Source organism: Pectobacterium sp. PL64, assembly GCF_022477975.1.
Classification (GTDB): Bacteria; Pseudomonadota; Gammaproteobacteria; order Enterobacterales; family Enterobacteriaceae; genus Pectobacterium; species Pectobacterium jejuense.
On sequence record NZ_CP092070.1, the window covers coordinates 519,659 to 543,345 of the forward strand.

At 53.9% G+C, this 23,687-nt stretch carries 20 protein-coding genes and 3 tRNA genes; 8 read left to right on the forward strand and 15 right to left on the reverse strand.

Annotation, left to right across the window (positions count from 1 at the left end):
• Positions 1 to 21 precede the first annotated feature (21 nt).
• From HP572_RS02285 to HP572_RS02295, 3 genes are all read right to left on the reverse strand, one after another.
• Positions 22 to 98: transfer RNA gene (locus HP572_RS02285), tRNA-Met, on the reverse strand.
• 72 nt (positions 99 to 170) lie between these two features.
• Positions 171 to 247: transfer RNA gene (locus HP572_RS02290), tRNA-Met, on the reverse strand.
• A 71-nt stretch (positions 248 to 318) separates the two neighbouring features.
• A tRNA-Met gene (locus HP572_RS02295) sits at positions 319 to 395 on the reverse strand.
• A 271-nt stretch (positions 396 to 666) separates the two neighbouring features.
• Between HP572_RS02295 and mltA the strand changes: the two genes are divergently transcribed.
• A complete protein-coding gene (mltA, locus tag HP572_RS02300) occupies positions 667 to 1,797 on the forward strand; it encodes a murein transglycosylase A (protein WP_240584685.1) in 1,131 nt (376 codons plus the stop codon).
• 87 nt (positions 1,798 to 1,884) lie between these two features.
• Here mltA and HP572_RS02305 read toward each other — a convergent pair whose 3' ends face one another.
• From HP572_RS02305 to HP572_RS02335, 7 genes are all read right to left on the reverse strand, one after another.
• Positions 1,885 to 2,802, reverse strand: coding sequence for a 4-hydroxy-tetrahydrodipicolinate synthase (locus HP572_RS02305; protein ID WP_095993869.1), 918 nt, complete (start codon positions 2,800 to 2,802; stop codon positions 1,885 to 1,887).
• Positions 2,803 to 2,845: 43 nt separating this feature from the next.
• The gene (locus tag HP572_RS02310) at positions 2,846 to 3,547 is read right to left on the reverse strand and encodes a TetR/AcrR family transcriptional regulator (RefSeq protein ID WP_240584686.1); all 702 of its coding nucleotides are present in this window, start codon (positions 3,545 to 3,547) and stop codon (positions 2,846 to 2,848) included.
• 91 nt (positions 3,548 to 3,638) lie between these two features.
• Positions 3,639 to 4,925 (reverse strand): M20 aminoacylase family protein, encoded by a 1,287-nt coding sequence (locus HP572_RS02315; RefSeq protein ID WP_240584687.1) that lies wholly within the window; start codon positions 4,923 to 4,925, stop codon positions 3,639 to 3,641.
• A complete protein-coding gene (locus HP572_RS02320) occupies positions 4,918 to 6,639 on the reverse strand; it encodes an ABC transporter ATP-binding protein (protein WP_240584688.1) in 1,722 nt (573 codons plus the stop codon). The genes HP572_RS02315 and HP572_RS02320 overlap by 8 nt, the downstream gene beginning before the upstream one ends.
• Positions 6,636 to 7,571 (reverse strand): ABC transporter permease, encoded by a 936-nt coding sequence (locus HP572_RS02325; RefSeq protein WP_109411768.1) that lies wholly within the window; start codon positions 7,569 to 7,571, stop codon positions 6,636 to 6,638. The genes HP572_RS02320 and HP572_RS02325 overlap by 4 nt, the downstream gene beginning before the upstream one ends.
• Position 7,572: 1 nt before the next feature.
• Complete coding sequence (locus HP572_RS02330; protein WP_240584689.1) at positions 7,573 to 8,559, reverse strand: ABC transporter permease; 987 nt, start codon at positions 8,557 to 8,559, stop codon at positions 7,573 to 7,575.
• Between the two features lie 52 nt (positions 8,560 to 8,611).
• Positions 8,612 to 10,198, reverse strand: coding sequence for an ABC transporter substrate-binding protein (locus tag HP572_RS02335; protein ID WP_240584690.1), 1,587 nt, complete (start codon positions 10,196 to 10,198; stop codon positions 8,612 to 8,614).
• 414 nt (positions 10,199 to 10,612) lie between these two features.
• On the opposite strand from HP572_RS02335, the gene HP572_RS02340 reads away from it, so the two are divergent.
• Together HP572_RS02340 and tcdA are read left to right on the forward strand one after the other, a co-directional pair.
• The gene (locus HP572_RS02340) at positions 10,613 to 12,871 is read left to right on the forward strand and encodes a molybdopterin-dependent oxidoreductase (RefSeq protein ID WP_240584691.1); all 2,259 of its coding nucleotides are present in this window, start codon (positions 10,613 to 10,615) and stop codon (positions 12,869 to 12,871) included.
• Positions 12,872 to 12,939: 68 nt separating this feature from the next.
• Positions 12,940 to 13,758: a tRNA cyclic N6-threonylcarbamoyladenosine(37) synthase TcdA gene (gene tcdA / locus HP572_RS02345; RefSeq protein ID WP_240584692.1), complete on the forward strand. Its 819-nt coding sequence runs from the start codon at positions 12,940 to 12,942 to the stop codon at positions 13,756 to 13,758.
• An 11-nt stretch (positions 13,759 to 13,769) separates the two neighbouring features.
• Here tcdA and csdE read toward each other — a convergent pair whose 3' ends face one another.
• Both csdE and csdA read right to left on the reverse strand, forming a co-directional pair.
• Positions 13,770 to 14,225, reverse strand: a complete 456-nt coding sequence (csdE, locus tag HP572_RS02350; RefSeq protein ID WP_240584693.1) for a cysteine desulfurase sulfur acceptor subunit CsdE — start codon at positions 14,223 to 14,225, stop codon at positions 13,770 to 13,772.
• 3 nt (positions 14,226 to 14,228) lie between these two features.
• Positions 14,229 to 15,434: a cysteine desulfurase CsdA gene (gene csdA / locus HP572_RS02355; protein WP_240584694.1), complete on the reverse strand. Its 1,206-nt coding sequence runs from the start codon at positions 15,432 to 15,434 to the stop codon at positions 14,229 to 14,231.
• A gap of 183 nt (positions 15,435 to 15,617) precedes the next feature.
• Between csdA and HP572_RS02360 the strand changes: the two genes are divergently transcribed.
• From HP572_RS02360 to rlmM, 4 genes are all read left to right on the forward strand, one after another.
• On the forward strand, positions 15,618 to 15,839 hold the full coding sequence (locus tag HP572_RS02360; RefSeq protein WP_005975888.1) for a YgdI/YgdR family lipoprotein: 222 nt from the start codon (positions 15,618 to 15,620) through the stop codon (positions 15,837 to 15,839).
• Positions 15,840 to 16,347: 508 nt separating this feature from the next.
• Positions 16,348 to 17,271 (forward strand): transcriptional regulator GcvA, encoded by a 924-nt coding sequence (locus HP572_RS02365; protein ID WP_010296350.1) that lies wholly within the window; start codon positions 16,348 to 16,350, stop codon positions 17,269 to 17,271.
• Between the two features lie 247 nt (positions 17,272 to 17,518).
• On the forward strand, positions 17,519 to 17,914 hold the full coding sequence (locus tag HP572_RS02370; RefSeq protein WP_010296354.1) for a DUF423 domain-containing protein: 396 nt from the start codon (positions 17,519 to 17,521) through the stop codon (positions 17,912 to 17,914).
• Positions 17,907 to 19,007 (forward strand): 23S rRNA (cytidine(2498)-2'-O)-methyltransferase RlmM, encoded by a 1,101-nt coding sequence (rlmM, locus tag HP572_RS02375; protein ID WP_039284025.1) that lies wholly within the window; start codon positions 17,907 to 17,909, stop codon positions 19,005 to 19,007. The genes HP572_RS02370 and rlmM overlap by 8 nt, the downstream gene beginning before the upstream one ends.
• A 53-nt stretch (positions 19,008 to 19,060) precedes the next feature.
• Here rlmM and xni read toward each other — a convergent pair whose 3' ends face one another.
• From xni to queF, 3 genes are all read right to left on the reverse strand, one after another.
• Positions 19,061 to 19,843, reverse strand: coding sequence for a flap endonuclease Xni (gene xni, locus HP572_RS02380; protein ID WP_240584695.1), 783 nt, complete (start codon positions 19,841 to 19,843; stop codon positions 19,061 to 19,063).
• Between the two features lie 72 nt (positions 19,844 to 19,915).
• A complete protein-coding gene (gene ppnN, locus HP572_RS02385) occupies positions 19,916 to 21,280 on the reverse strand; it encodes a nucleotide 5'-monophosphate nucleosidase PpnN (RefSeq protein WP_010284789.1) in 1,365 nt (454 codons plus the stop codon).
• A 318-nt stretch (positions 21,281 to 21,598) separates the two neighbouring features.
• Positions 21,599 to 22,447, reverse strand: coding sequence for an NADPH-dependent 7-cyano-7-deazaguanine reductase QueF (gene queF, locus HP572_RS02390; RefSeq protein WP_240584696.1), 849 nt, complete (start codon positions 22,445 to 22,447; stop codon positions 21,599 to 21,601).
• 70 nt (positions 22,448 to 22,517) lie between these two features.
• On the opposite strand from queF, the gene syd reads away from it, so the two are divergent.
• Positions 22,518 to 23,066 carry a SecY-interacting protein gene (syd, locus tag HP572_RS02395; protein WP_205552937.1) on the forward strand — a complete coding sequence of 183 codons (549 nt, stop codon included), beginning with the start codon at positions 22,518 to 22,520 and terminating at the stop codon, positions 23,064 to 23,066.
• The last annotated feature ends 621 nt before the right edge of the window (positions 23,067 to 23,687 follow it).

A 23,687-nucleotide genomic window follows, 5' to 3' on the forward strand; every position in this document is an offset into this window, starting at 1 on the left:
ATAATGAAAGAGAGTCTTAATTGGTTGCGGGGGCCGGATTCGAACCGACGACCTTCGGGTTATGAGCCCGACGAGCTACCAGGCTGCTCCACCCCGCGTCCGCACTAGCTTATTTACTACTGACTCTCTTTTACTGCTTCCACTTTTCTTGATGGACGACTCACATCAATTGGTTGCGGGGGCCGGATTCGAACCGACGACCTTCGGGTTATGAGCCCGACGAGCTACCAGGCTGCTCCACCCCGCGTCCGTACTAACTTATTGACTACTGACTATCTTTACTGCTTTCACTTTTCTTGATGGACGACTCACATCAATTGGTTGCGGGGGCCGGATTCGAACCGACGACCTTCGGGTTATGAGCCCGACGAGCTACCAGGCTGCTCCACCCCGCGTCCGTGGATGCGCACTATACTCTCCATGAGCATTGATGCAACCTATTTCTATAAAAAGCGCGGTATTGGGTGGTCAGGTGATTGATTTACCACCTGATAGGTTGTTTTGTGACCGCAAGGTGATGATAAGCAGAACTCCTGGCTTTTGTTACGCCGCGTGCCGAACGGCATACGCGCGATCCGTGGATTTATATGCTGTCCCATTCCTTTCTCGATAGCCGTTTGTTATCGTTCGACGGTAAATTTTTTGATGTAAAAAGCGAGCGCAAAGATGAAGGGACGGTGGGGAAAATACGTGCTGACCGTAGTGGTCATTGCCATTCTGGCGGGGTGCCAATCCAGGCCAACCGATCGCGGGCAGCAATATAAAGATGGTCACCTCAACCAGCCTCTGGAATTGGTGAATGAACCTAATGCCAAAGGAAAACCGGTCAACGCACGGGATTTCATGACCCAGGTTTCTGAGATCCGGTCGGCGTCACCTAATCTGTATTCGCGCAATAACACGACCTTTCAGGCGATTGAAAGCTGGATGATGTCCGGTGCGGATACCCGCGAGCTGAGCAAGTTTGGTCTGAACGCCTGGCAGATGGAAGGTGTTGATAACTTTGGTAACGTGCAGTTTACCGGTTACTACACGCCGGTGTTGCAGGCGCGCCATACCCGTCAGGGCGAATTCCGCCATCCTTTATATGCCATGCCGTCAAAGGGCAAAAAGAACCGCCGACTGCCAGATCGTGCGGGTATTTATTCAGGCGCGCTGGATGAGCGGCTGGTTCTTGCCTGGACCAATTCGCTGGTCGATAACTTCATGATGGAAGTGCAGGGCAGCGCCTATATAGATTTTGGCGATGGACGTCCGCTGACGTTCTTCGGCTATGCGGGCAAAAACGGCCATGCCTACCGCAGTATCGGTAAGGTGCTTATCGATCGTGGTGAAGTCGCCCGTGAAGATATGTCGATGCAGGCCATCCGCAAGTGGGCGGAGCAGCACACCGAATATGAAGTGCGTGAACTGTTTGAACAGAATCCTTCCTTTGTGTTCTTTAAGCCAATGATGTCTGCGCCCGTCAAAGGGGCAAGCGCCGTGCCGTTGGTGGCAAAAGCCTCCGTCGCTTCTGACCGTTCGCTGATCCCGGCAGGCACGGCTCTGTTAATGGAAGTGCCGCTGCTGGATAACGTTGGCAAATTCACCGGCAAGTATGAAATGCGTCTGATGATAGCGTTGGATGTCGGTGGGGCGATTAAAGGCCAGCACTTCGATATGTATCAGGGAATTGGGCCGGATGCAGGTCACTCGGCGGGTTTCTATAACCACTATGGCCGGGTCTGGGTTTTGAAGAACGCGCAAAGCAGCCCGACGAACGGTTCAGGATCGCTGTTAGTCAACAATCCACAGTAGTCATTCTTTCGTCTGAAATCTCAGAAGTGGTGTCTAGATGAGCCACTTCTGAGATGAAACACTTGCTCCCCACGCATCAGAACAGAATCAGCGGTTAAAGCCGTATTTGCTGCTCAATCCTAATTCGTTCACGATACGAACGCCTGAATCCAACGCTTCGCCCTGCAAACCCCGCAGCGGACGGCGCAGGCTGCCTGCCGGTAATCCGACTGCCTTCATCAACGATTTCACCGCCACGGGATTGATGGCCGAGTAGGTGTAGTGCAGCAGCGGCAGCAAATGCTGATACGCCTTACGGAAACGCTCTGCATCTTCGCCGTTTTTCCACGGACGAGAAATTTCGGCCAGTTCTGCCGGTGCAATATTGCCCGTCATGTTGGCTGTTCCATGTCCTCCCAACGACATCGTTGGCACCACCAGACCCAGATTAGGTGAATCGCAGCACATCACCGACACATCGGGGTTGCCTGCCAGTACTTGTGCGACCTGACCTACGCGGGTGGTGGATTCTTTATGAATGACGTAGTTCGGGTGTTGGAAAATACGCAGCAGCGATGTCCAGTGCAGATCCGTTTTTACGCGCGGCGGGTTGTTATAAATCCCTAACGGCAAATCGGTCGCGTCTGCAATTTCCAGAAAGTAGCTTTCGATATCGCTCTCGCTGGCACAGATATAGGCGGGGGCGGCGATAATGGCACCGTCTGCGCCGTTGTCATGTGCATAGCGAACATAGTCGATGGTGGTATCGGTATTGTTACCGGTACAGCCGTAGAACAGCTTCATTTTGCTAGTACTGTATTGCGCGGTTCGGCGGATGATCGCTTTTCTCTCATCGGGGGACAGCATGGACACTTCCCCGGTTGAGCCCATAATCAAAACGGCCGCCGTGCCGTTGTCTTCCTGGAATTTTAATAACGCCTCAAATGCGCCGAAATCCACGCTGCCATCGTCATTAAAAGGCGTAATGAGGGCAACGAATGACCCTTCAATTTTTTCTCTGCTCATGTCTGTTTCCTGTCAATGTAAACGTGTTGCGAATAACGAAAAGTCAGGACTGAAGTGATGTCTCAGTCAGTGGTTTGGCGGTAAAGCCCGCCTCGACAAAACGTAATAGGTGCGACAGCACGCGCTCATCATCGCGGTTGTCACACAGCCCTTTGGAGAGCAATGCCAGACGGCCAGAACGCGGGTCGGCGTCGGTTAACACGTGCATGGCGGCACCACGGGCAAATTCATAACGCCAGATAACTTCCGCGCGTGACAACGCTGGCAACGCACGAGAAAAGGCATCGATAAAACGGTGAGCGACGTGATCAAACTGGGCAGAAAGCAGGGCAGTGACTTCCAGACCCGGTGTTGCCCGCAGGTGCTGTAACAGGCGAACGACAATGCGTCCGCCGTCGGGCGTGCGAGCCGTTTTAACCAGCGGGCGCAACAGCGCATCCAGCAGCGCGGCAACGGGTAGCTCATTACCATGATTGGCCTTTTCCACTTCATCCAGCAGACGCGTTCTTTCGTCATTTAACGGGCCGAGAACGTTGTCCAATACGGCACGCAGTAATCCTTCTTTCGAACCAAAGTAATAATTCACCGAAGCCACATTCACGTTGGTCGCTTCCGTTATTTCGCGAATTGTCGTTAGCTCACTGCCTTTGCAGGCGAAGATCGTGATGGCTTCACGCAGGATGCGCTGTTTAATATCAGCCTCTTTTTCTTTGCTTTGATCTTTGGTTTTCAATAACGCCACCATGATTCATCCTTTTTGCTCACGCTTGCCGTCGGATGCACCGACGTCATGCGTTGTTATATTGAGGCCGTGGGGAAATGCGCTGTCGCTCCCGTCAGGTCCGTTTCCTGATAACGCCAGTTCTTGATAACTCAGGTCCTTGATAAACAAGCTCTTGATAAACCAACGTTGCCCAATAGCGGATCCCTAATGGGATCAGCGCATCATTAAAGTCGTAGTGCGGGGTATGAAGGTGGTGCACGTTGGCCGCATTTTTGTCGCTGTTTCCTAGCATCATGAATGCGCCGGGGCGCTGCTCCAGCATGTAGGCAAAATCTTCTGCGCCCAGCAGCGGCGTCATCGCGGTGTTGACCTGTTCGAGTCCGACCACCTGTGCAGCAGCGTTAACGGCTAACTGCGTGGCGTGCGTATCGTTAACCAGCGCGGGATACTGCCGTTCATAATGCACGTCAGCTGTTGCACCAAAGCCTTGTGCGGTGCTGTGTGCCAGCGTTCGCAGGCGCGTTTCCAGCAGGTGGCGCACGCTCGGCGAGTAGCTGCGTCCGGTGCCTTTAAGGATGACGCGGTCGGGGATAACGTTTGGGGCATGGCTGTCACCGCCCTGAATATGACCGATGCTGAGCACCGCCGCGTCCATCGCAGGGACGTTGCGGCTGACGATGGTTTGCAGGCCAAGCATAAATTGCGCGGCGGGCAGCGTCGGGTCGATAGAGAGATGTACGCCTGAACCGCCGTGTCCGCCTGTGCCGTGAAACGTGACCTGCCAGGTGTCGCTGGCCGCTAGCATCGGGCCGCTGCGAATGGCGAACTTACCTACCTCGATACCGGGCTTGTTATGTAGGCCAAACAGTCGGTTGCAGGGGAATGTGCTCAGCAGGCCGTCATTGAGCATGGCAAGTCCTCCACCTAATCCTTCTTCCGCGGGCTGGAAAATAAAATGTACCGTGCCAGCAAAGTTGGGGTGCTGAGACAAATAGCGTGCGGCGCCCAGCAGCATGGTGGTGTGTCCATCATGTCCGCAGGCATGCATTTTCCCTGCATGCTCCGAGGCATAGGGCAGGTCCGTTTTCTCATTGATATACAGCGCATCCATATCTGCCCGCAAGCCCATGCTGTCTTCACCGGGATAACGACCACGTAGGGTGGCGACCACGCCCGTTCCACCAATGCCCGTCGTGACGGCAAGCCCCCACGCTGTCAGCTTTTCTGCCACCAGTTGCGCGGTGGCAACCTCTTCAAAACCGATTTCTGGGTGTTGATGAATATGGTGACGAATCGCAATCAGCTCAGGTAAAAAATCCTGAATGACCGATTCCATCGCCGTTTGGTCAATAGCGGTTGGTGTCGATGTATTCATCATGCGTTCTCTGTTCTTATCCATGCGCCTGTCTGCCCATCTGCTGTGGAGGCACAGGCGCATCACGCTGCCCGCCGCCGGGGACGGCATCGATCAGTTTGCGGGTGTACGGGTGCTGTGGCTGGTGCCAGATGCTGTGGTGATCGCCACTTTCCACGCAGCGCCCGTTTTGCATGACCATGACCCGGTCGGCGATATAACGCACCACCGCGAGATCGTGGGAAATAAACAGCAGCGACAGGCCCATTTCGTTTTTTAACTCAACCAACAGATTGAGGATTTGCGCCTGAATAGAGACATCGAGTGCGGACACCGGCTCGTCGCAAATCACCAGAGAAGGACGAACCACCAGCGCACGAGCAATACCGATACGCTGGCGCTGCCCGCCGGAAAATTCATGGGGATAGCGGCTCAGGCTGCTTTGCTGCAGACCGACACGATCGATGATATTTTTGATCGCCTGCTGTCGCTGTGAACGATCTCCCAGGCCGTGCACAATCAGCGGCGTTTCAAGAATATGCTGAATGCTGTGGCGTGGATTCAGCGAAGCATAAGGATCCTGAAAGATCATCTGCACCCGCTGACGCAGCGCTTTCAGCCGTGATTCTTTTAGCGTGGTGATGTCTTGCCCATCGAACACAATCTGCCCATGTGAAGGCGGTAGCAGGCGCAGAATGGTTTTGGACAGGGTGGATTTACCACAGCCGGATTCGCCCACCAGACCGAGCGTTTCTCCGGGTAAAATAGTCAGTGACACATCGTCAACGGCTAGCACCTTGCCCTGCGATGTTGAATAGCGGGTATGAATATTTTTCAGGGAAAGCAGCGGCTGCTGGCTCGTATCCGTGGCACGGTGAATCAGGGTCGGCGGCGTAAGCAGCGTAAAGCCTTCGTCCGTTGGCGCGTGATGGATTTCCGCCAGCCGATGGGTGCGGTAGTGCCTGTCCTGATCCATGTGCAGCGATGTCGCTAACAACCCGCGCGTGTAGCTGTGTTTGGGGGAAAAGCGGTGTGTGGATGATTGAAACAGGTCAGCCGCCTGTGCTTCTTCTACCTTTTGCCCGGCATACATCACCGCCACGCGGTCGGCCCATTGCGTCACCAGTCCAAGATCGTGGGTAATCAGCAGCAGGCTCATCGAGAATTCACGACGCAGGTTATCCAGCAGCGCCAGAATCTGTGCCTGAATGGTAACGTCCAGCGCCGTGGTTGGTTCATCGGCAATCAGCAGACGCGGTCGGCATGCCACCGCCATAGCGATCATGACGCGCTGACGCTGCCCGCCAGAAAGGTTATGTGGATAGTCATCCACCCGGCGCGCTGGTTCAGGGATCTTGACCAAATCCAGTAGCTCGATGGCGCGAGTTCGTGCCTGTGCGGGCGTCAGCGCCTCATGCAATCGCAGCGTTTCGCTAATCTGTTGCCCGATGGAAAGCACCGGATTGAGCGAGGTCATTGGTTCCTGAAAAATCATCGACAGCGCATTGCCACGCAGTTGGCGCATCTGTCGACCCGGAAGGGTCAGCAGATTCTGTCCATCAAACAGGATGCGGCCGCTGATTTTTCCCGGTTCGGCGACCAGTCGCATCAGGGATAGCGCCGTCGCGGATTTACCACAGCCGGATTCACCGACCAGCGCCAGCGTTTCTCCAGCGTTAATCGTCAGGTTTAGTCCTCTAACGGCCTGATGGCCGGGAAAATCAACGCGTAAATCTTGAATATCGACCAGCGGCTTCATGCGCTTCTCCCCCGTAACCGTGGATTCAGGGCATCGTTCAACGCGTCGCCAACCAGATTCAGTGACAGCACGGTTAAGACCAGTGCGGTGCCGGGCAGGGCGGTAAGAAACCAGGCGGTACGCAGCGATTCCCGACCCGCGCCGATCATGCTGCCCCAGCTCACGCGGTTCGGATCGCCAAAGCCTAAGAAGGAGAGGGCGGATTCAATCAAAATGGCAGAAGCAACCATGACCGACGTGGTGACGATGATCGACGGCAGCGCGTTCGGCAGCATTTCCTGAAAGATAATACGCAGGCTGGAAAATCCCTGACTGCGTGCGGCTAACACAAAATCGCTTTCACGCAGCGAGCGAAACTCGGCACGCACCAGACGTGCAATCGTTGGCCAGGAGGCAATACCTATAGCCAGTGAAATCAGCGTAACTGACGGTGAGCCGATGGCGACCAGCACCACGACCAGCAAAAAGGTCGGGAAGGTCTGGAACAGTTCGGTGATATGCACCAGCAGGTCATCAACCCGACCGCCAAAATAGCCCGCCAGCGCACCGACGACGGTGCCAATTAACAGACTGACGATGACTGCCGAGAAGCCGATCTGCAAAGAAACCTGTGAACCGTGGACGATGCCGGCGGCGACATCCCGGCCCATCGAATCGGTTCCTAACGGGAAATCAGGATTTTCGCCCGGCCACAAGAAAGGCTGAGCGACCATGTCCAGCGGATCGCCGGGATACAGCAACGGCGCAAAAGCGGCCATCAGAAATACCGTCATCAGCAACAGCAGGCCGGCCATCCCCGCGGGGTTGCGGATAAATGCACGCACCTCCGGCGACAGGCGAAAAGGCGTTTTTAACGGGCGAGTTGCTGCTGAGCTAACACCGTCCGCTGCGGCTTTCTTCGGTGTGAGATTGTCAGGAGAAAGGTGATTCATATCAGCGCGCCTTAATTCGGGGATCGAGCCAGGATTGCAGTAAGTCCACCAGCACGTTAGCCAAAATGACTAAGAAGGCGGAAAGCAGCAGGACGCCTAACAAGACGTTGAAGTCACGCGCCATCACCGCTTCCAGCGCCAGACGGCCCAGTCCCGGCCAGCTAAAGACCGTCTCGACCACGGCCGCTCCACCCAGCAGATTGCCGAAGTGCATACCGGCAACGGTCGTGATAGGCAGCAGCGCACAGCGCAGAATGTGCCTGACAGTAACCCACAGCGGCGACAGCCCTTTGGCATGTGCGGTACGCACGAAATCCTGCTGGGCAATTTCCAACATGGCCGCGCGAGTCAGGCGGGCGTAAATGGCAATAAAAAAGCTGCTCAGCGCCACTACCGGCAGGATGGCATGCTGCAACATATCCTTGACATACGCCCAGCCAGTGAGGTTCGCGCCGATGGTGATATTGCCGCCGCTTGGCAGCCAATCAAGATGTACGGAAAACAGAATCAGCGTCATCAGGCCGATCCAGAATCCGGGCGTGGAGTAGAGCAGCAGCGCGATCAGCGAGATCAGGCGGTCGGGCCATTTACCTGCCCATACCGCCATGATCGTTCCCAGCGTTATGCCGATGATGATGGCGAAGACCTGTGACAGCAGCATCAGGAACAGCGTACCCGGCAGCCGCGACAGGATCAGATCCATCACCGGCGCGTTATAGCGAGGCGAAAAACCGAGGCTGAACTGCGCCAAATTGCCCAAATAGACAGAAAGCTGTTGCAGTATGGGTTGATCGAGACCGAACTGAGCGCGCAGGTGTGCCATCGTCGCTTCGGTTGCATTGCCTGATTCGCCAGCCAGTACATCAACGGCGTCTCCCGGCACCAGCTGCAACAGGAAAAACACCAGAATGACAATGCCAATCGCCGTTGGCAGCGCATGGAGCAGAGTGCGCCAGAGTACGCGCCCGATTCGTTCTACTTTATTCATCACATACCTTCATGAAGTTCCCCTGCCCGGGCAGGGGAATGCTGTCTTGCGATTACTGATCCAGCCACACGTCAGCCAGGCTGCCGTTGACGCCCTGAATATCTGTGACGACGTTATGTACGCGCTTGTTGTAAATCGTCTGGCGCTTAATTTGGAGCAGGTTCAAATCGGGAATATCCGTGGCGATGATGCGCTGGAATTGCTTGTACAGTTCCACGCGTTTTTCAGGATCGGTTTCCACCGAGGCCTGCTCAAGCAGACGGTCTACCTCTGGATTGCTGTAATGTGAGCCGTTGCCGAAAGGCACGCCCGGTTGATAGGTTTTTGACCAGTACAGGCGCTGTACGCCCACGGCGGGATCGAACAGGTTCGAGATGGAACCGTTGTTGAAGTCAAAGTCGCGGTCGGTATAAACGCGCTTAACGAAGGTGGCGAAATCCTGCGAGCGAATGGTGACGTCAATCCCCACTTTGGCCAGTGCGGATTTGAGGTATTCCGCTACGCGTTTGAAGCTATCGCCATAGGGCATGAAATCATGCACCAGCTTGAAGCGGATACCGTTTGCCTGACGCGGGAAGCCCGCTTCGTCCAACAGTTTGTTCGCTTTGGCAATATCGAAGCCATAAGGAGACGGCGTTGCATCATGGAACTGCGCCAGTTCTGGCGTAATCGGCGTCGGTGAGCTTACTGCATAGCCGTACCACACCACGTTTTTCAACACATCAATATTGATACTGTGCGCAATGGCCTGACGAACTTTCAGGTTCTTCAGGTAAGGGTTATCCAGATTGAACTCGATGCGGGTTTGCGTCGGGCTGTAACCGTAGCCGTTGGTTTCAATGCCCAGCTTGGGGTTTTTCTTGATGCGTTCAATTTCACTTAGCGGAACGGGAGAGTCGCTTCCCAGATCCAGCGCGCCGGTTTCAAGCGCAATCGTGCGAGTGGCGGCATCAGGAATAATCTTCACCACCAGTTTATCGACGTAAGGTTTGGGGCTGTCCCAGTAGTTCGGGTTACGTTCATACAGGATATGGCTGCCGCGAACCCATTCTTTGAAGACGAACGGGCCGGTGCCAATCGGTGCGGTATTGTGAGGATTCGACAGAATGTCTGTGCCTTCGTATAAGTGTTTCGGCACGATAGGTGCTTCGTTGGCGGAGAACGCGCTCAGCAGATAAGGTGCGGGTTTGGATAGTTCAAGGATCGCGGTATACGGATCGGGGGTTTTTACTTCGGTGACGTTGGCAAACGTGCCCTGACCGCGTGAATTGTATTTTTTGACGGTCAGAATGGAAAACGCGACGTCCGCAGAGGTGAAGTCTTGCCCATCATGCCATTTCACGCCTTTACGCAAATGGAACGTATATTGTTTGCCGTCCGGGCTTACTGACCAACTGGTCGCTAGCTGCGGGGTTGGCTTCATATCGAAATCGTAATTCAACAGACCTTCAATCACCTTGGCGTTGACCTTCATCACTGCGCCGCTGGTGCTAACCAGACTGGTTAATACGGGCGGCTCAGGCTCGGCCAAAAAGTTCAGCGTGCCGCCGCGCTTGGGCGTCGGCGTTTCTGCCTGTGCGGCAAGGCCGAAGAGCGAAGACGTCAGAATCAACGCTGACAAGAATAGATTTTTTTTCATATTTCCCATCCGTATGCAGAGGGCAGCGCTGTGCGCTCCGCCTTTATTTTTTTAATGGCGTGTTTTGAATGATGTGTTTTGGGTGACAAAAAACCGTTCTCTTCAGGAGGAAGAGAAATCAGGCTGAATTAAGTCAACATCGGGGCAGTAATGAAATAACGTCATTACCGTTGCTGTGTGGCGTAAAGGGTTTCATGCTGCGTTCCTGGTTTGAATAACGAAAAAATAATAAAACGGCCTGAACCTACTCTTTATTTTCTGGTTAAACCCTAGCCCAACGTGTGTTTTAAACGAACGTTTAAATATGGATAAGTAATGTCACATTACGCATAAGCTATTCACTCTTCTTGCTGTTGGGAGCACGGATAATTCAGGTTATTATCCAGCCTGCTAATTAATTATTCTGAGGTTGTCATGGCGATTAAACGTTATCCACATCTTGCGCACTGGGGCGCGTTTACCGCTGTGGTTGAAGACGGCAAGCTGATTCGCTGCGAGCCGTTTGCCGACGATCCTGCACCGTCCGCCATGCTCGATTCCATCGTGCCGCTGGTGTATTCCGACCGACGTATCCGTCGGCCTTCTGTGCGCCGTTCCTGGCTTCAGAAGCGCGAAAACAGCGACAGAACGCTGCGTGGCCGGGAAGATTTTGTTGAAGTGGATTGGGACGTCGCGCTCGATCTGGTCGCGCAGGAGAATCGCCGTATCCGCGATCGCTACGGTGCGGACGGCCTGTTTGCTGGCTCTTACGGCTGGTCGTCTGCCGGACGCTATCACCATGCGCGTTCTCAGGTTCGACGCTTCTATTTCTCCGGCGGCGGCGCGGTCGATCAGCAGGGCAATTACAGCTGGGGCGCGGCGCAGTTCTTCCTGCCGTACGTGATTGGCACCTTTCACCCGCTGACGGGCAAGGTGACCGAATGGCGCAGCGTCGCCGAGCACTGTGATATTTTCCTGGCGTTTGGCGGTCTGGCGTTGAAAAACGCACAGGTGGCATCCGGAGGTGCCGGGCATCACACGCTTAAGCCCGCGCTGGAAGCGCTGGTGGCGAAAGGGATTCCGGTCATTAACATCAGCCCGATGCGCGATGACTGCCCTGAATTTGTGAATGCCGAGTGGATTCCTATCCGCCCGAATACCGATGTCGCCCTGATGCTGGCGCTGGGCTATGAAATTCAGCGCTTGGGTGCTGACGATAAGGATTTCCTGCAACGCTACTGCGTTGGCTACGAGCAACTGAGTGACTATTTGCACGGTCGTGGCGACGGCGTGGTGAAAACCCCCGAATGGGCCAGCGACATCACGGGCATTCCCGCCGAGCGCATCCGACGTCTGGCACAGCAGCTGATCGGTGTACGCAGCTTCCTTACCTGCTCTTACTCCGTGCAGCGTGCCCACCGTGGCGAACAGCCTTACTGGATGATGATTGCGCTGTCTTCCATGCTGGGGCAGGTGGGGTTACCGGGTGGTGGGTTCTCCTTCGGCCACGGTTCGATGAACAGCGTCGGCAACGAGCGTATTTCAACGCCTGCGCCAGCTTCTCCATCAACCCCGAACGCGGGGAAAGCGATCCCCGTGGCGCGTATCGCCGATATGCTACTGCATCCGGGAACGCCTTATACCTTTCAGGGCGAAACCCATACTTATCCCGATATTCATCTGATTCACTGGGCTGGCGGTAACCCGTTCCATCATCACCAGCAGTTGAACCGTTTGGTGGACGGCTGGCGCAAGCCCGATACGGTGATTGTGCAGGATATCGTCTGGACGCCAGCGGCGCAGATGGCGGACATCGTGCTGCCCGTCACCACCACGCTGGAGCGTAATGATATCGGCGGCTCATCCCGCGATCGCTTTATCTTTGCCATGCATCAGGCGATTGCGCCGCAGCATCAAGCGCGTAATGACGTGGATATTTTCAGCGAACTGGCGGAGCGTCTGGGTTATGGCGACGTGTTCACGCAAAATCGCAGTGAGCAGCAGTGGCTGGAACACCTTTATGATGAATGCCGTTCAAGGCAGCGAGATGCCGCTGACCGCTGGCCGTCATTTGAGGATTTCTGGCAGCAGGGACATGTAGAAATTCCGATGGATGAAAAGCCATTTGTGTTCTTTGAGGATTTCCGCCGCGATCCGCAGCAGCATGCGCTAAGTACGCCAAGCGGTAAAATTGAACTGTTTAGCTCTGCCATCGCCAGCTATGGCTATGCGGATTTTGCGCCGCATCCTGAGTGGCAGCCTCCCGTTGAATGGCTGGGAGCCAAAAGCACGGAAGAGTGGCCGCTGCACTTTATTTCCATTCAGCCGTCCGACCGTTTGCACAGCCAACTGGCCGCTACGCCGCAGGTCGCCGCAAATAAAACCGCAGGAAAAGAGACGCTTTACATGCATCCGCAGGACGCTGCTGCACGGGATATCGTCGATCGTTCGCAGGTGGAAGTCCGAAACGCGCGTGGCCGTATTCTGGCGGGCGTACAGATTACCGACGGCGTCACGCCGGGCGTGGTGATTATGTCCACCGGTGCCTGGTTTGAGCCCGGCTTCGGCCAGAAAACGTGGCATCCGATTGAACAATCAGGCAATGCGAACGTACTGACGCTGGATATCGGCACGTCGCCGCTGACGCAGGGACCGAACGCCATGAGCTGTCTGGTGGATGTCGTGCGGGTTTAGCGCTATCCTGAGCCGCTTTTTCTCGCGGTTTTATTTTCCTGTGATTTTGTTTTCGTAAGGTTGGTTGAATGAGTACGCAATTATCCGAAGCCTATTTGCAACGCTTCGGCGGCACCGCGCGGTTATATGGTCAACAGGCGCTGGCGCTGTTTTCTCAGGCTCACGTTTGCGTGATTGGCATTGGTGGCGTCGGTTCCTGGGCGGCTGAGGCGTTGGCACGTACCGGTATCGGCGCGATCACGCTGATCGATATGGATGATGTGTGTGTCAGTAACACCAATCGGCAGATTCACGCGCTGCGTCAGCACACCGGACAGTCGAAGACGGAAGTGATGGCTGAACGTATTCTGGCGATCAACCCGGAGTGTCGCGTCACCTGCGTGGATGATTTCATCAGCGCGGAAAACGTGGCCGAATTGCTTGATCAAGACTTCAGCTATGTGATTGACGCCATCGACAGCGTGCGTCCGAAGGCGGCGCTGCTCTCCTACTGCCGTCGCTATAAGATCCCGGTGGTGACAACCGGCGGTGCGGGCGGGCAGATCGATCCGACTCGGATTGAGGTAGTCGATCTGGCGAAAACGATTCAGGATCCGCTGGCTGCTAAGCTGCGCGAGCGGTTAAAGCACGATTTTAACGTAGTGAAGAACAGCAAAGGAAAGCTGGGCATCGACTGTGTGTTTTCCAGCGAACCATTGGTTTATCCGCAACCTGACGGTTCCGTCTGTGCGTCGCGCAGCACGGCTGATGGGGTGATGCGTATGGATTGTGCGTCAGGCTTTGGCGCTGCGACGATGGTCACCGCAACCTTTGGGTTTGTTGCGGTCTCTCATGCGCTGAAGAAGATGATAGCGAAAAAGGAAAGAGCGTCTGCGGCACAGAAATAGCGCGAATCCCGCTATTTGTCCGCGGCCTCTTGTTCGGCAATCTCCTTGATTCTGGCGGCCAGCGCCGCCAGTCCGCTTGAACGTGAAGCGCTGAGCTGAGCACGAAGCCCCAGCCTATCGAACAGCGCCAGCGGATCGTGCTGTAATAGTGCTTCTGGCGTTTCTCCCTCTACGGTGGTTAGCAATACCGCCAGTAATCCCCGCACAATGCGCCCGTCGCTGTCGCCGTAAAAGTGCAGCCTGCCGTCTTCCTGACGTTGATAACCTAGCCAGACCCGATTTTCACAGCCGGATAATGAAATTTCCTCGGTTTTCAGCACGTCGGGCAGCGTTGGCAACGCCTTTGCCAGCAAAATGAGCTGCCGATAGCGATCTTCCCATGCGCGGCAGGCATCGAAGCGTGCCAGCAGGTCGGCGACAGTGGTGTGGTGGCCAAAAGGATGCGTGGTGTCAGTTGTCTGGGTCATGGTTTAGTCGATCAGTAATTCAAGGGCGTTGCCCACTGCGGCGATCAGCGCAGCAACATCTTGTTGGTTGTTATACGGGGCAAACGAGGCGCGGAGCGTGCCGCTGACGCCGAGTGCGTCCATCAGCGGCTGCGCACAGTGATGTCCGGCGCGCAGTGCGATGCCGCTTTCGGCTAGCAGCGTCACCAGATCGCTGTGGTGGACATCGGCAATATCAAAGGACAATACGCTGGAATGCGGGCTACGGAAGCTGCGAAAGCCTGGGAATTGCGCTAAATACGTTTCGGCAAGCTGCGCCAACTGCTGGCTATGCTGCTCTGCGGCGTGCCAGTCCAGCGTGGTCAGCCAGTCTAGTGCCGCAGACAGGCCCAGCACGCCGGCGATGTGCGGCGTTCCCGCTTCAAAGCGCTGTGGAATCGCCTGCGGTGTGAAGCCGTCAAAGGACACCTGCGTCATCATCTTCCCGCCGCCTTGCCATGGCATCATGCTTTCCAGCAAGGCGGTTTTGCCGTACAGCACGCCAATCCCTGTTGGGGCATAAAGCTTGTGCCCGGAAAACGCGTAGAAATCGATATCCAGCGCCTGTACATCGGGCGGGCAGTGAACGATGCCCTGCGCGCCGTCAACCATCACGACCGCGCCATAACTATGGGCCAGCGCAATCGCACGCGCCAGATCGGGCTGGCCGCCTGTCACGTTTGACATCTGTCCCAGCGCCAGCAGGCGGGTTTTTGGCGTGATCAGCGTGGCGAGCTGTTCGATATCCGGTAACCAGTCCGCGCCTATCGGTAACTTCACGATATTCGCGCCCGTTTGCTGCGCCACCATCAGCCACGGAATGAGGTTAGCGTGATGTTCTGCTTCGCTCACGACGATCTCGTCGCCCGGTTGAAGGCGAGGGCGGGCATAGCTCTGTGCGACCAGATTGATCGCTTCCGTTGTGCCTCTGGTCCAGACAATGGAACGCGGGTCGTCTGCGTGGAGCAAAGCGGCAACTTGCTCACGAGCGCCTTCAAAACGCTGGGTTAACGCCTGCGCACCGCGATGCTGGCTGCGATGCACCGTACCACTCTCGCTGCCATAGAACGCCTGCACTGCATCAATAACGGGCTGCGGCTTCAGTGCGGTCGCGGCGCTATCAAGATAGACAGTTGAATGCTGGAGAGCGGGGAACTGTTGGCGAAAGGTGGCGGGGTTAAACGGTGTCATGAGCATCCTCTTTTGGAGGGCAGATCCTGTCCCATTTTGTCGAGAGAGACAAGTTTAGGACTATGCTTAATGCGATTTTATGGAAAAAAAAGCAACTATTGCTACGCTTTAAAGTGTTAATTTTCAGGATTTCCTGATGCATAAAGTTAACTAAAAAATATTTAAATTCATTGAGGGTTAACTATGAAGAATAAAATTTCTATTTTTGCCGCTATCGTGATGGCGTTTTCTCTGGCAGCCTGTTCCAGTAATTACGTCATGCATACCAATGACGGTCGTACCATCGTCGCAGAGGGGAAACCGAAGGTTGATGATGAGACGGGTATGATCAGCTATACCGATGCCTACGGTCAGCAGCAGCAAATTAACCGTGATAATGTGAAAGAAATGGCGAAAGGGAAATAGTACCGTTTGCCCATCATCACACGTTGCCTGTCATGGCATTCAGGTGTGAAACGTAAGCAAAAAAAAAGCACCGCAATTTGCGGTGCTACACAAAAAATCACTTTGGACAGACAGGGTAAATGTACAGGAAGTGAATAGGGTAGACTCGCTACCACATCTGCAAAAGGCAGACAAACAAATAGCAAACACAACATCACAACCACAAGCCAAAAGCACCTCAGGTCACCCCTCCGCACTTTTCGTTCCGGCCCAGGAAGTTGCGCTAATATAGGTATTTGCTGGTACATCCTCAACGGACAAATTATAATGTCTCGGATTACAAAAACTAATAGTTGTACCCGTCATCTTTTCGTTGTGGAGAGGTTGGTCGCTGTCGATGGCTTTGATCGTGTAGACAGCGGATCGGCTGGGGCGATTTCCAATTGTCGCCTTTCTACACCTTAAGCGTTATTGGGTACGAATGTGCCTGATAAATCGCTGATTTAGCGTAAACCAAAAGATTTCATTCATGTCAAAACGTCTCCCTCCGCTCAACGCATTGCGCGTTTTTGATGCGGCGGCTCGCCATTTAAGTTTTACCAAAGCGGCAGAAGAACTGTTTGTTACGCAGGCTGCCGTCAGCCACCAGATTAAGTCACTGGAAGATTTCCTGGGGCTTAAATTATTCCGCCGTCGTAATCGCTCCCTGCTACTGACGGAAGAGGGGCAAAGTTACTATCTTGATATCAAAGAGATCTTCTCTTCTTTGAATGAGGCAACCCGTAAGCTGCAATCCCGCAGCGCCAAAGGCGCGTTAACGGTCAGCCTGCTTCCGAGCTTTGCCATTCATTGGCTGGTGCCGCGTCTTTCGAGTTTTAACTCCGACTATCCAGGGATTGATGTGCGAATTCAGGCGGTGGATCGTGATGAAGATCGTCTGGCGGATGATGTGGATGTCGCGATTTTCTACGGTCGGGGAAACTGGCCGGGGTTGCGGGTTGAAAAGCTGTATGCCGAATATCTGCTGCCAGTTTGCTCGCCTGTGTTGCTGACGGGGAATCACCCGTTAAAAACGCCGGACGATCTGGTTGCACATACGCTGCTGCACGATGCATCACGTCGTGACTGGCTGTCCTATACGCGCCAGCTTGGCGTGCAGATTAACGTGCAGCAAGGGCCGATTTTCAGCCACAGCGCGATGGTGTTGCAGGCGGCGATTCACGGGCAGGGCGTAGCGCTGGCGAATAATGTAATGGCGCAAACGGAAATTGAAGCCGGGCGACTGGTGTGCCCGTTTAACGATGTTCTGGTCAGTCGGAATGCTTTTTATCTGGTATGTCATGACAGTCAGGCAGAACTGGGTAAAATAGCCGCCTTTCGCCATTGGATTCTGGCGCGGGCAGCCAGCGAACAGGAAAAATTTCGCTTCCGCTATGACAACGGCACGCGCTGAAGCCGTGTCGCGGGTTGTCGAAGATTGATGACCGAATAACTCACGTAGATAACTACGTTTCAGACTGATGACAGATCTATTTGCACGGAGTAACGGAATAGAAGAGTAAAGCGTTTGCGCCATGGATGGCGCAAGCCGAGCGCACAGGGACGTGTTTACAGCGACTTTACGATCTATCCGTTACTACCGCTCGGTGGTCTTTGTCTGCAACCTCGTTTATAGGCAACAACGATTATAGGTAAATACGATGAATAGTCGTTTCATGCTGGTGTTTGCTGCTATCAGCGGCTTCACTTTTGTCGCGCTGGGCGCGTTTGGCTCTCACGTTCTCAGCAAAACGCTGGGCGCAACGGAGCTGGGCTGGCTACATACCGGCCTTGAATATCAGGCATTTCACACGTTGGCGATTCTGGCGCTAGCGGTTGCGATGCAACAGCGAACCAATCTGTGGTTTTACTGGAGCAGCGTTTTTCTGGCGTTGGGAACGGTACTCTTCAGCGGAAGTTTGTACTGTCTGGCGCTTTCTCACCTGAAGCTGTGGGTTTATGTAACGCCGATTGGCGGAGCCTGTTTTCTGGTGGGGTGGATATTAATATTGATTGGCGCACTGCGTCTGAAGAGAAAGGCTAAACGCCATGAATAAAGTCATTTTGTATTGCCGCCCTGGGTTTGAAAAAGAATGTGCAGCGGAAATAACGGAAAAAGCCACGCAGCATAATGCGTTCGGCTTCGCGCGGGTAAAAGAGAACAGCGGCTACGTCGTGTTTGAATGCTATCAGCATGAAGATGCCGAACGGCTGGTCAAAACGCTGCCGTTTCATGAGCTGATTTTTGCTCGTCAGATGTTCGTGAGCGGTGAACTGCTGCGCGACCTGCCGCCAGAAGACCGCATCACGCCAATCGTTGGTATGCTGACGGGAGCCATTGAACGTGCAGGAGAGCTGCGGGTTGAAGTTCCCGACACCAATGAAAGTAAAGAGCTGATGAAGTTCTGCCGCAAATTTACCGTGCCGTTGCGTGCTGCATTACGTGAGCACAAAATTTTGCTGGGTTATGAAAAAGCGGATCGTCCGGTGCTGCATGTGCTGTTTATTGCGCCAGGCTGCTGCTATGCCGGTTACTCTTATAGCAATAACAATTCACCGTTTTATATGGGGATTCCACGCCTCAAGTTCCCTTCTGATGCACCAAGCCGTTCGACACTGAAGCTGGAAGAAGCGTTTCACGTCTTTATTCCTGCCGACGAGTGGGATGAGCGTTTGGGCAGCGGCATGTACGCGGTGGATTTAGGTGCCTGCCCCGGCGGCTGGACCTACCAACTGGTTAAACGCAGCATGATGGTTTATGCGGTAGACAACGGCCCAATGGCACCGAGCCTGATGGACACCGGACAGGTGATGCACCATCAGGCGGATGGCTTCCGTTTCGAAGTACCGCGTAATAACGTGTATTGGCTGGTATGCGACATGGTGGAAAAGCCCGCGAAAGTCACCAGCCTGATGAGTGATTGGCTAATCAAGGGCTGGTGTCGTGAAGCGATATTCAACCTGAAGTTGCCGATGAAGAAGCGCTATGAAGAAGTGTCGCAGAATCTGGCCGTGCTGCGTGAGCGCCTAAGCGAAAATGGGATTAATGCTGAAGTGCATGCCAAGCATTTGTACCATGACCGCGAGGAAATCACCGTGCATGTTCGCCGTTTCTGGAGCGCGGTGCCCGGCCGTCGCGACGAGCGATAGTCTCGAGCTGGTGCGTATCTGAGATCACTCAGGTACGCATCCGTATTTATCTGCTAGTGAGAATGCGGCTGAGCGCTATTCTGCACCAGCAGCCTCAGTTGCTGTAGATTGCCATTAAGCGTTAAATCGGTACGCAGCGTCGCAACCTGCCGACTGATCAGCGCCATGTCTTTATGCTGTTCCAACTTCTTACGCCACTTCTCTGGTACGGCATCCAACTGCTGATATAACGCCTCTAGGCTCCCCGCCTGTTGCAAGAGCTGTGCGGCACTTTTAGGACCGATTCCTGCGACGCCCGCAATCTTACTACTGCTAATGCCTGCCAGTCCCCAATAGTCCGTAAGCTGCTGCGGTGACACACCAAATTCCTGTTCGATAAACGGCAGATCCAGCCAGCGTTTCTGAAAGTAATCCCTGATCTGAATGTGTGGTGCCAGTAGCTGGCAATATCCTTTATCGGTCGACACGATCGTTGCCTGATGACCCGCGGATGAAAGCTTGACGGCCAGCGTAGCCGCCAGATCGTCGGCTTCATTGCCGGGGCTATGCCAGCTTGCTACGCCAACGGCGGCAAACGCCGCTTTAATCTGTGGGAGTTCCTGCTTCAGGTTCTCCGGCATTGGCGTGCGTCCTGCCTTGTAGTCTGGCAAGAGTTGGTGACGCCAACTGGTATCGCGATCTTCATCATCAAAGACGGCGACAGCATGCGTAGGCTGGCTGTGTTGTATGAGCTGATGTAGCGCATGTTGGCATGCCGTGATACAGGGCGAACCTTGTACCGCATGAATGCGACGTATCAGATTGAGCGCGTCGACAATCAGCAAATGGACGGGCATCGCGTAATTCCTGATGTGATAAGAGGGGGGAAGCTGAGCTTCCCCACATAGGTACGACCGAGCGGTAAACCGTTAGGAACAGATTTCGTAGCAGGGAATATAGGCGCTGCCGGGCAGCTTCATGCGCTGCTGGGCGACAAAACCCTGTAGCAGCGTATCCATGCTTTTCATCATCTGCGGGTCGCCGTGAATTTTGTACGGCCCACGTTGCTCAATCGCCTGAATACCGACTTCCTTCACATTACCAGCCACAATGCCAGAGAACGCCCGACGCAGCGCGGCAGCCAGCTCTTCGGCGGGCTGATTCGGATGCAGATTGAGGTCAGCCATATTTTCATGTGTCGGCTCAAACGGCAGTTGCAGGTCGGGTGCGATGCGCAGTGACCAGTTAAAGCTGTAGGCATCGCCCGTGTGCCGGCGGCTTTCTTTCACCTGCGGCATCGCTTTCTTCATCTGACGGGCAACTTCTGCGGCGTCATTAATGATGATCGAGTAGTAACGACGCGCCTGACGACCCAGCGTGCTAACAATGAATTCGTCCAGCACGCGGAAATAGTCTGCACTTTCCTCCGGTCCGGTCAGGATAATCGGCAGCACCTGCTCGCTGTTCTCCGGGTTCATCATGATGCCCAGCAGATAGAGGAACTCTTCCGCCGTTCCGACCCCGCCGGGGAAAATAATGATGCCGTGTCCAATACGGACAAAGGCTTCCAGACGCTTTTCGATATCCGGCATGATGATCAGTTCATTGACCAGCGGATTCGGCGGTTCGGCCGCAATGATGGACGGTTCGGTCATGCCGATGAAACGTCCTTCTTTATAACGCTGCTGCGCGTGACCGACGGCGGCACCTTTCATCGGGGCTTCCATCGCACCCGGACCGCAGCCCGTGCAGATATTCAGTTCACGCAGACCGAGCTGACTGCCTACCTTGCGGCCATACTGGTATTCGATTTCATTAATAGAATGGCCGCCCCAGCAGACCACCATGTTCGGTTCTTCCCCGACGTGGAGCGCCCTGGCATTACGCAGGATAGAGAACACCAGATTGGTGATATGGGCAGAATTTTCCAGATTCAGGTTCTGATAGCGACCTGCACTGGCGATTTGGCCGTTGACGAACAGAATGTCGCGCAATACGGCGAACAGGTTAGCCTGCAAGGCTCGAATGATGTTGCCGTCAACGAAGGCGTCTTCCGGCGGGTTCACCAGTTCCAGTTTGACACCGCGTTCGCGGCGCAGCACGTTGATATCAAAATCTTCATAACGAGACAGCAGCTCTTTGCTGTTATCTGTCTGGCTACCGGAATTCAGTACGGCGAGGGAACAGTTGCGAAACAAACGGTAGAGATCGCTGCTGGCTGTGCTTTTCAGCATGTCCACTTCCAACTGCGATAACAAATCCATCGATCCCAATGGGCTGATATGTGTAATCAATTTTGCTCCTTGAAACGCAATATAATTCGCGATGCCATGCTGGCTGCCGAGAGCACGTTCCGTTGTTACACGCTCGACGTTTCAGCAGCACGGCACGAATGTCATTCATTTAAGACACCACGCGGAACGCGCATGCGTTAAATACCGCGAGCCTAAATGAAACCTACTTGAGCACCGTTCAGACGTTATGGATCTTCTGTTGTCTGGCACACCACCTTAACGCGCTGCCATCATTTTTTCCAATGTTGGCAGAAGTCTGCTGCCTAACTTGCGTGACGCTACGCATATTACCGTGCAAGCCTGTGACTTATCGGTCGGTTACTGGCGCGGCAGGCGTCCATTTGGCGCGTTAAATGGCGTGTTGCTGCGCCACGGGTTGATATCCAGCCCGCCGCGGCGGGTATAGCGGGCATATACGCTAAGTTTTTCCGGCTGGTAGTAGCGCATGATGTCGTTAAAAATTCGTTCCACACACTGTTCGTGAAATTCGTTATGATGGCGAAACGAGACAATGTAGCGCAGCAGCGCTTCACGGTTGATGCGCTTGCCGCGGTAATGAATCTGTACCGAGCCCCAGTCGGGTTGATGGGTGATCAAACAGTTGGATTTCAGCAGGTGGCTGACCAGCGTTTCTTCAACGATTGGTGCGTCCTGTTCGTTGGTCGCCAGATAGTCGGCGTTGAAGTCGTAGCTGTCGATCTGAATGTCTTGATCGTCGATGCAATCGCCCGTGAATCCCGCTATCGGCTGGCCTTCAAGCTCGCTGAGTTTGAACAGCGTGATGCTGACATCCCCCTGAGCGCAGTGCGCCAGATCCTTGGCTAACGTTGCTCGAACGTTTTCCCAACTGTCGAATGCCGTCTGATTAAAGCTGTTCAGATACAGCTTAAAACTTTTTGATTCAATCAGATTCAGGCTTTCCGCATTGAGATGCATTTCACCCACGGCTACCTGAGGCACGCCGCGATTGTTCAGCCAGGAAAGTTCATAGAGCGTCCAGATATCCGCGCCATGAAAAGGCAGGCTGTCAGGATAAATGCCGAGTGGATCGCGGTTCAGGCTACGTGGCACGGGTTGCAGAAGTGCGGCATCATAGCGGTCATGATAGGGAGTGGGTTTGCCCAGTGTCAGCCCGCTTAGGGCCTGATGCTTGTCATAGACGGACATGCTGTTACCTTGATGTAATAAGCGTGATGGCGAATAGTGTAACCTGACTAAAAGAGTGATGAGAAAAGTTATGGAACATGAGGTTGTTTCAGCACTGGCGGCGTTTACCCAGCGCTATGTTGCTTGTTGGCAGCAGGAAAAAGGACATTTGCCTGCCAGTGAAGCCCTTTACGGCATACCTTCCCCGTGTATTGTCGAAAATCATGACGATACGGTTTACTGGTCGCCACAGCCTTTTGTGCCTTCAGCCGCATTGGATGGTGTAGAACGTGCGCTGGAAATCAGCCTGCATCCTGATGTTCATGCTTTTTACACCGCGCAGTATGCCGGGGATATGGCAGCGCAGTTTGATTCGCTATCGTGCCAGCTGTTGCAGGTATGGAGCGAAGAGGATTTCACCCGGATGCAGGAGAATCTGATTGGTCATTTATTAACGCAAAAACGCCTTAAGCTCACGCCGACGCTGTTTTTAGCAACGACCGATTCAGAGCTGACAATGGTGTCGCTGTGTAATGTTTCCGGGGAAATCATCCTGGAAGAATTCGGCACCAAAAAACGTCAGACCTTAGCGCCAACGTTGTCGATGTTTCTTTCTGGCCTTAATCCATTAGCGGTCTAATGGTTAATCGAATTTCACTTTCTGCTTTGTGAGAGATCTCTTACATTCTCTGTAAGAAATGTCTTATCTTTAATGTTGAAAATATGTTTCATTTTTATTTTTCCATTATTAATTAGTTAATTATAACAAAAATCCGCAGTATCACTGAAGGGGTGTTGAGAAACACTGTCAATTACCCCTTGCTGAAAGCTGACAATTAATACATCTTATTACTTAAGTTAGTAACCGGTTACAGTGTGTGTAACCGTTACTATGGGTAACAAAATAACGTTACTGCACTCGGGTTGTTTTCAGGAAGAAACATTGTTTCAGGAAGAGGCATTGTTTTAGGAAGAAACGCTGTTTTAAGGATAAACACTGTTTTAGGAAGGAACAGTAGCTTCAGGAAGAAGCGTTGTTTTCAGGAAGAAGAACCGTTTTCAGGAAGAAACATGGTTTCAGGATGAAATCAGGGACACCTCCAGGAAGGAGACCGAGAGCCGATTAGGAATATCGGTGGGGCAGGAGCCTAAAGGGATTGAATCACGGAAGATACAGGATGGAAACGTCAGGACGAAAGTGGGACGCCAGCAAGGATTGTGGGTTAGGACGACCAAAAAGGAAAAGTTTTCACGGATGAGC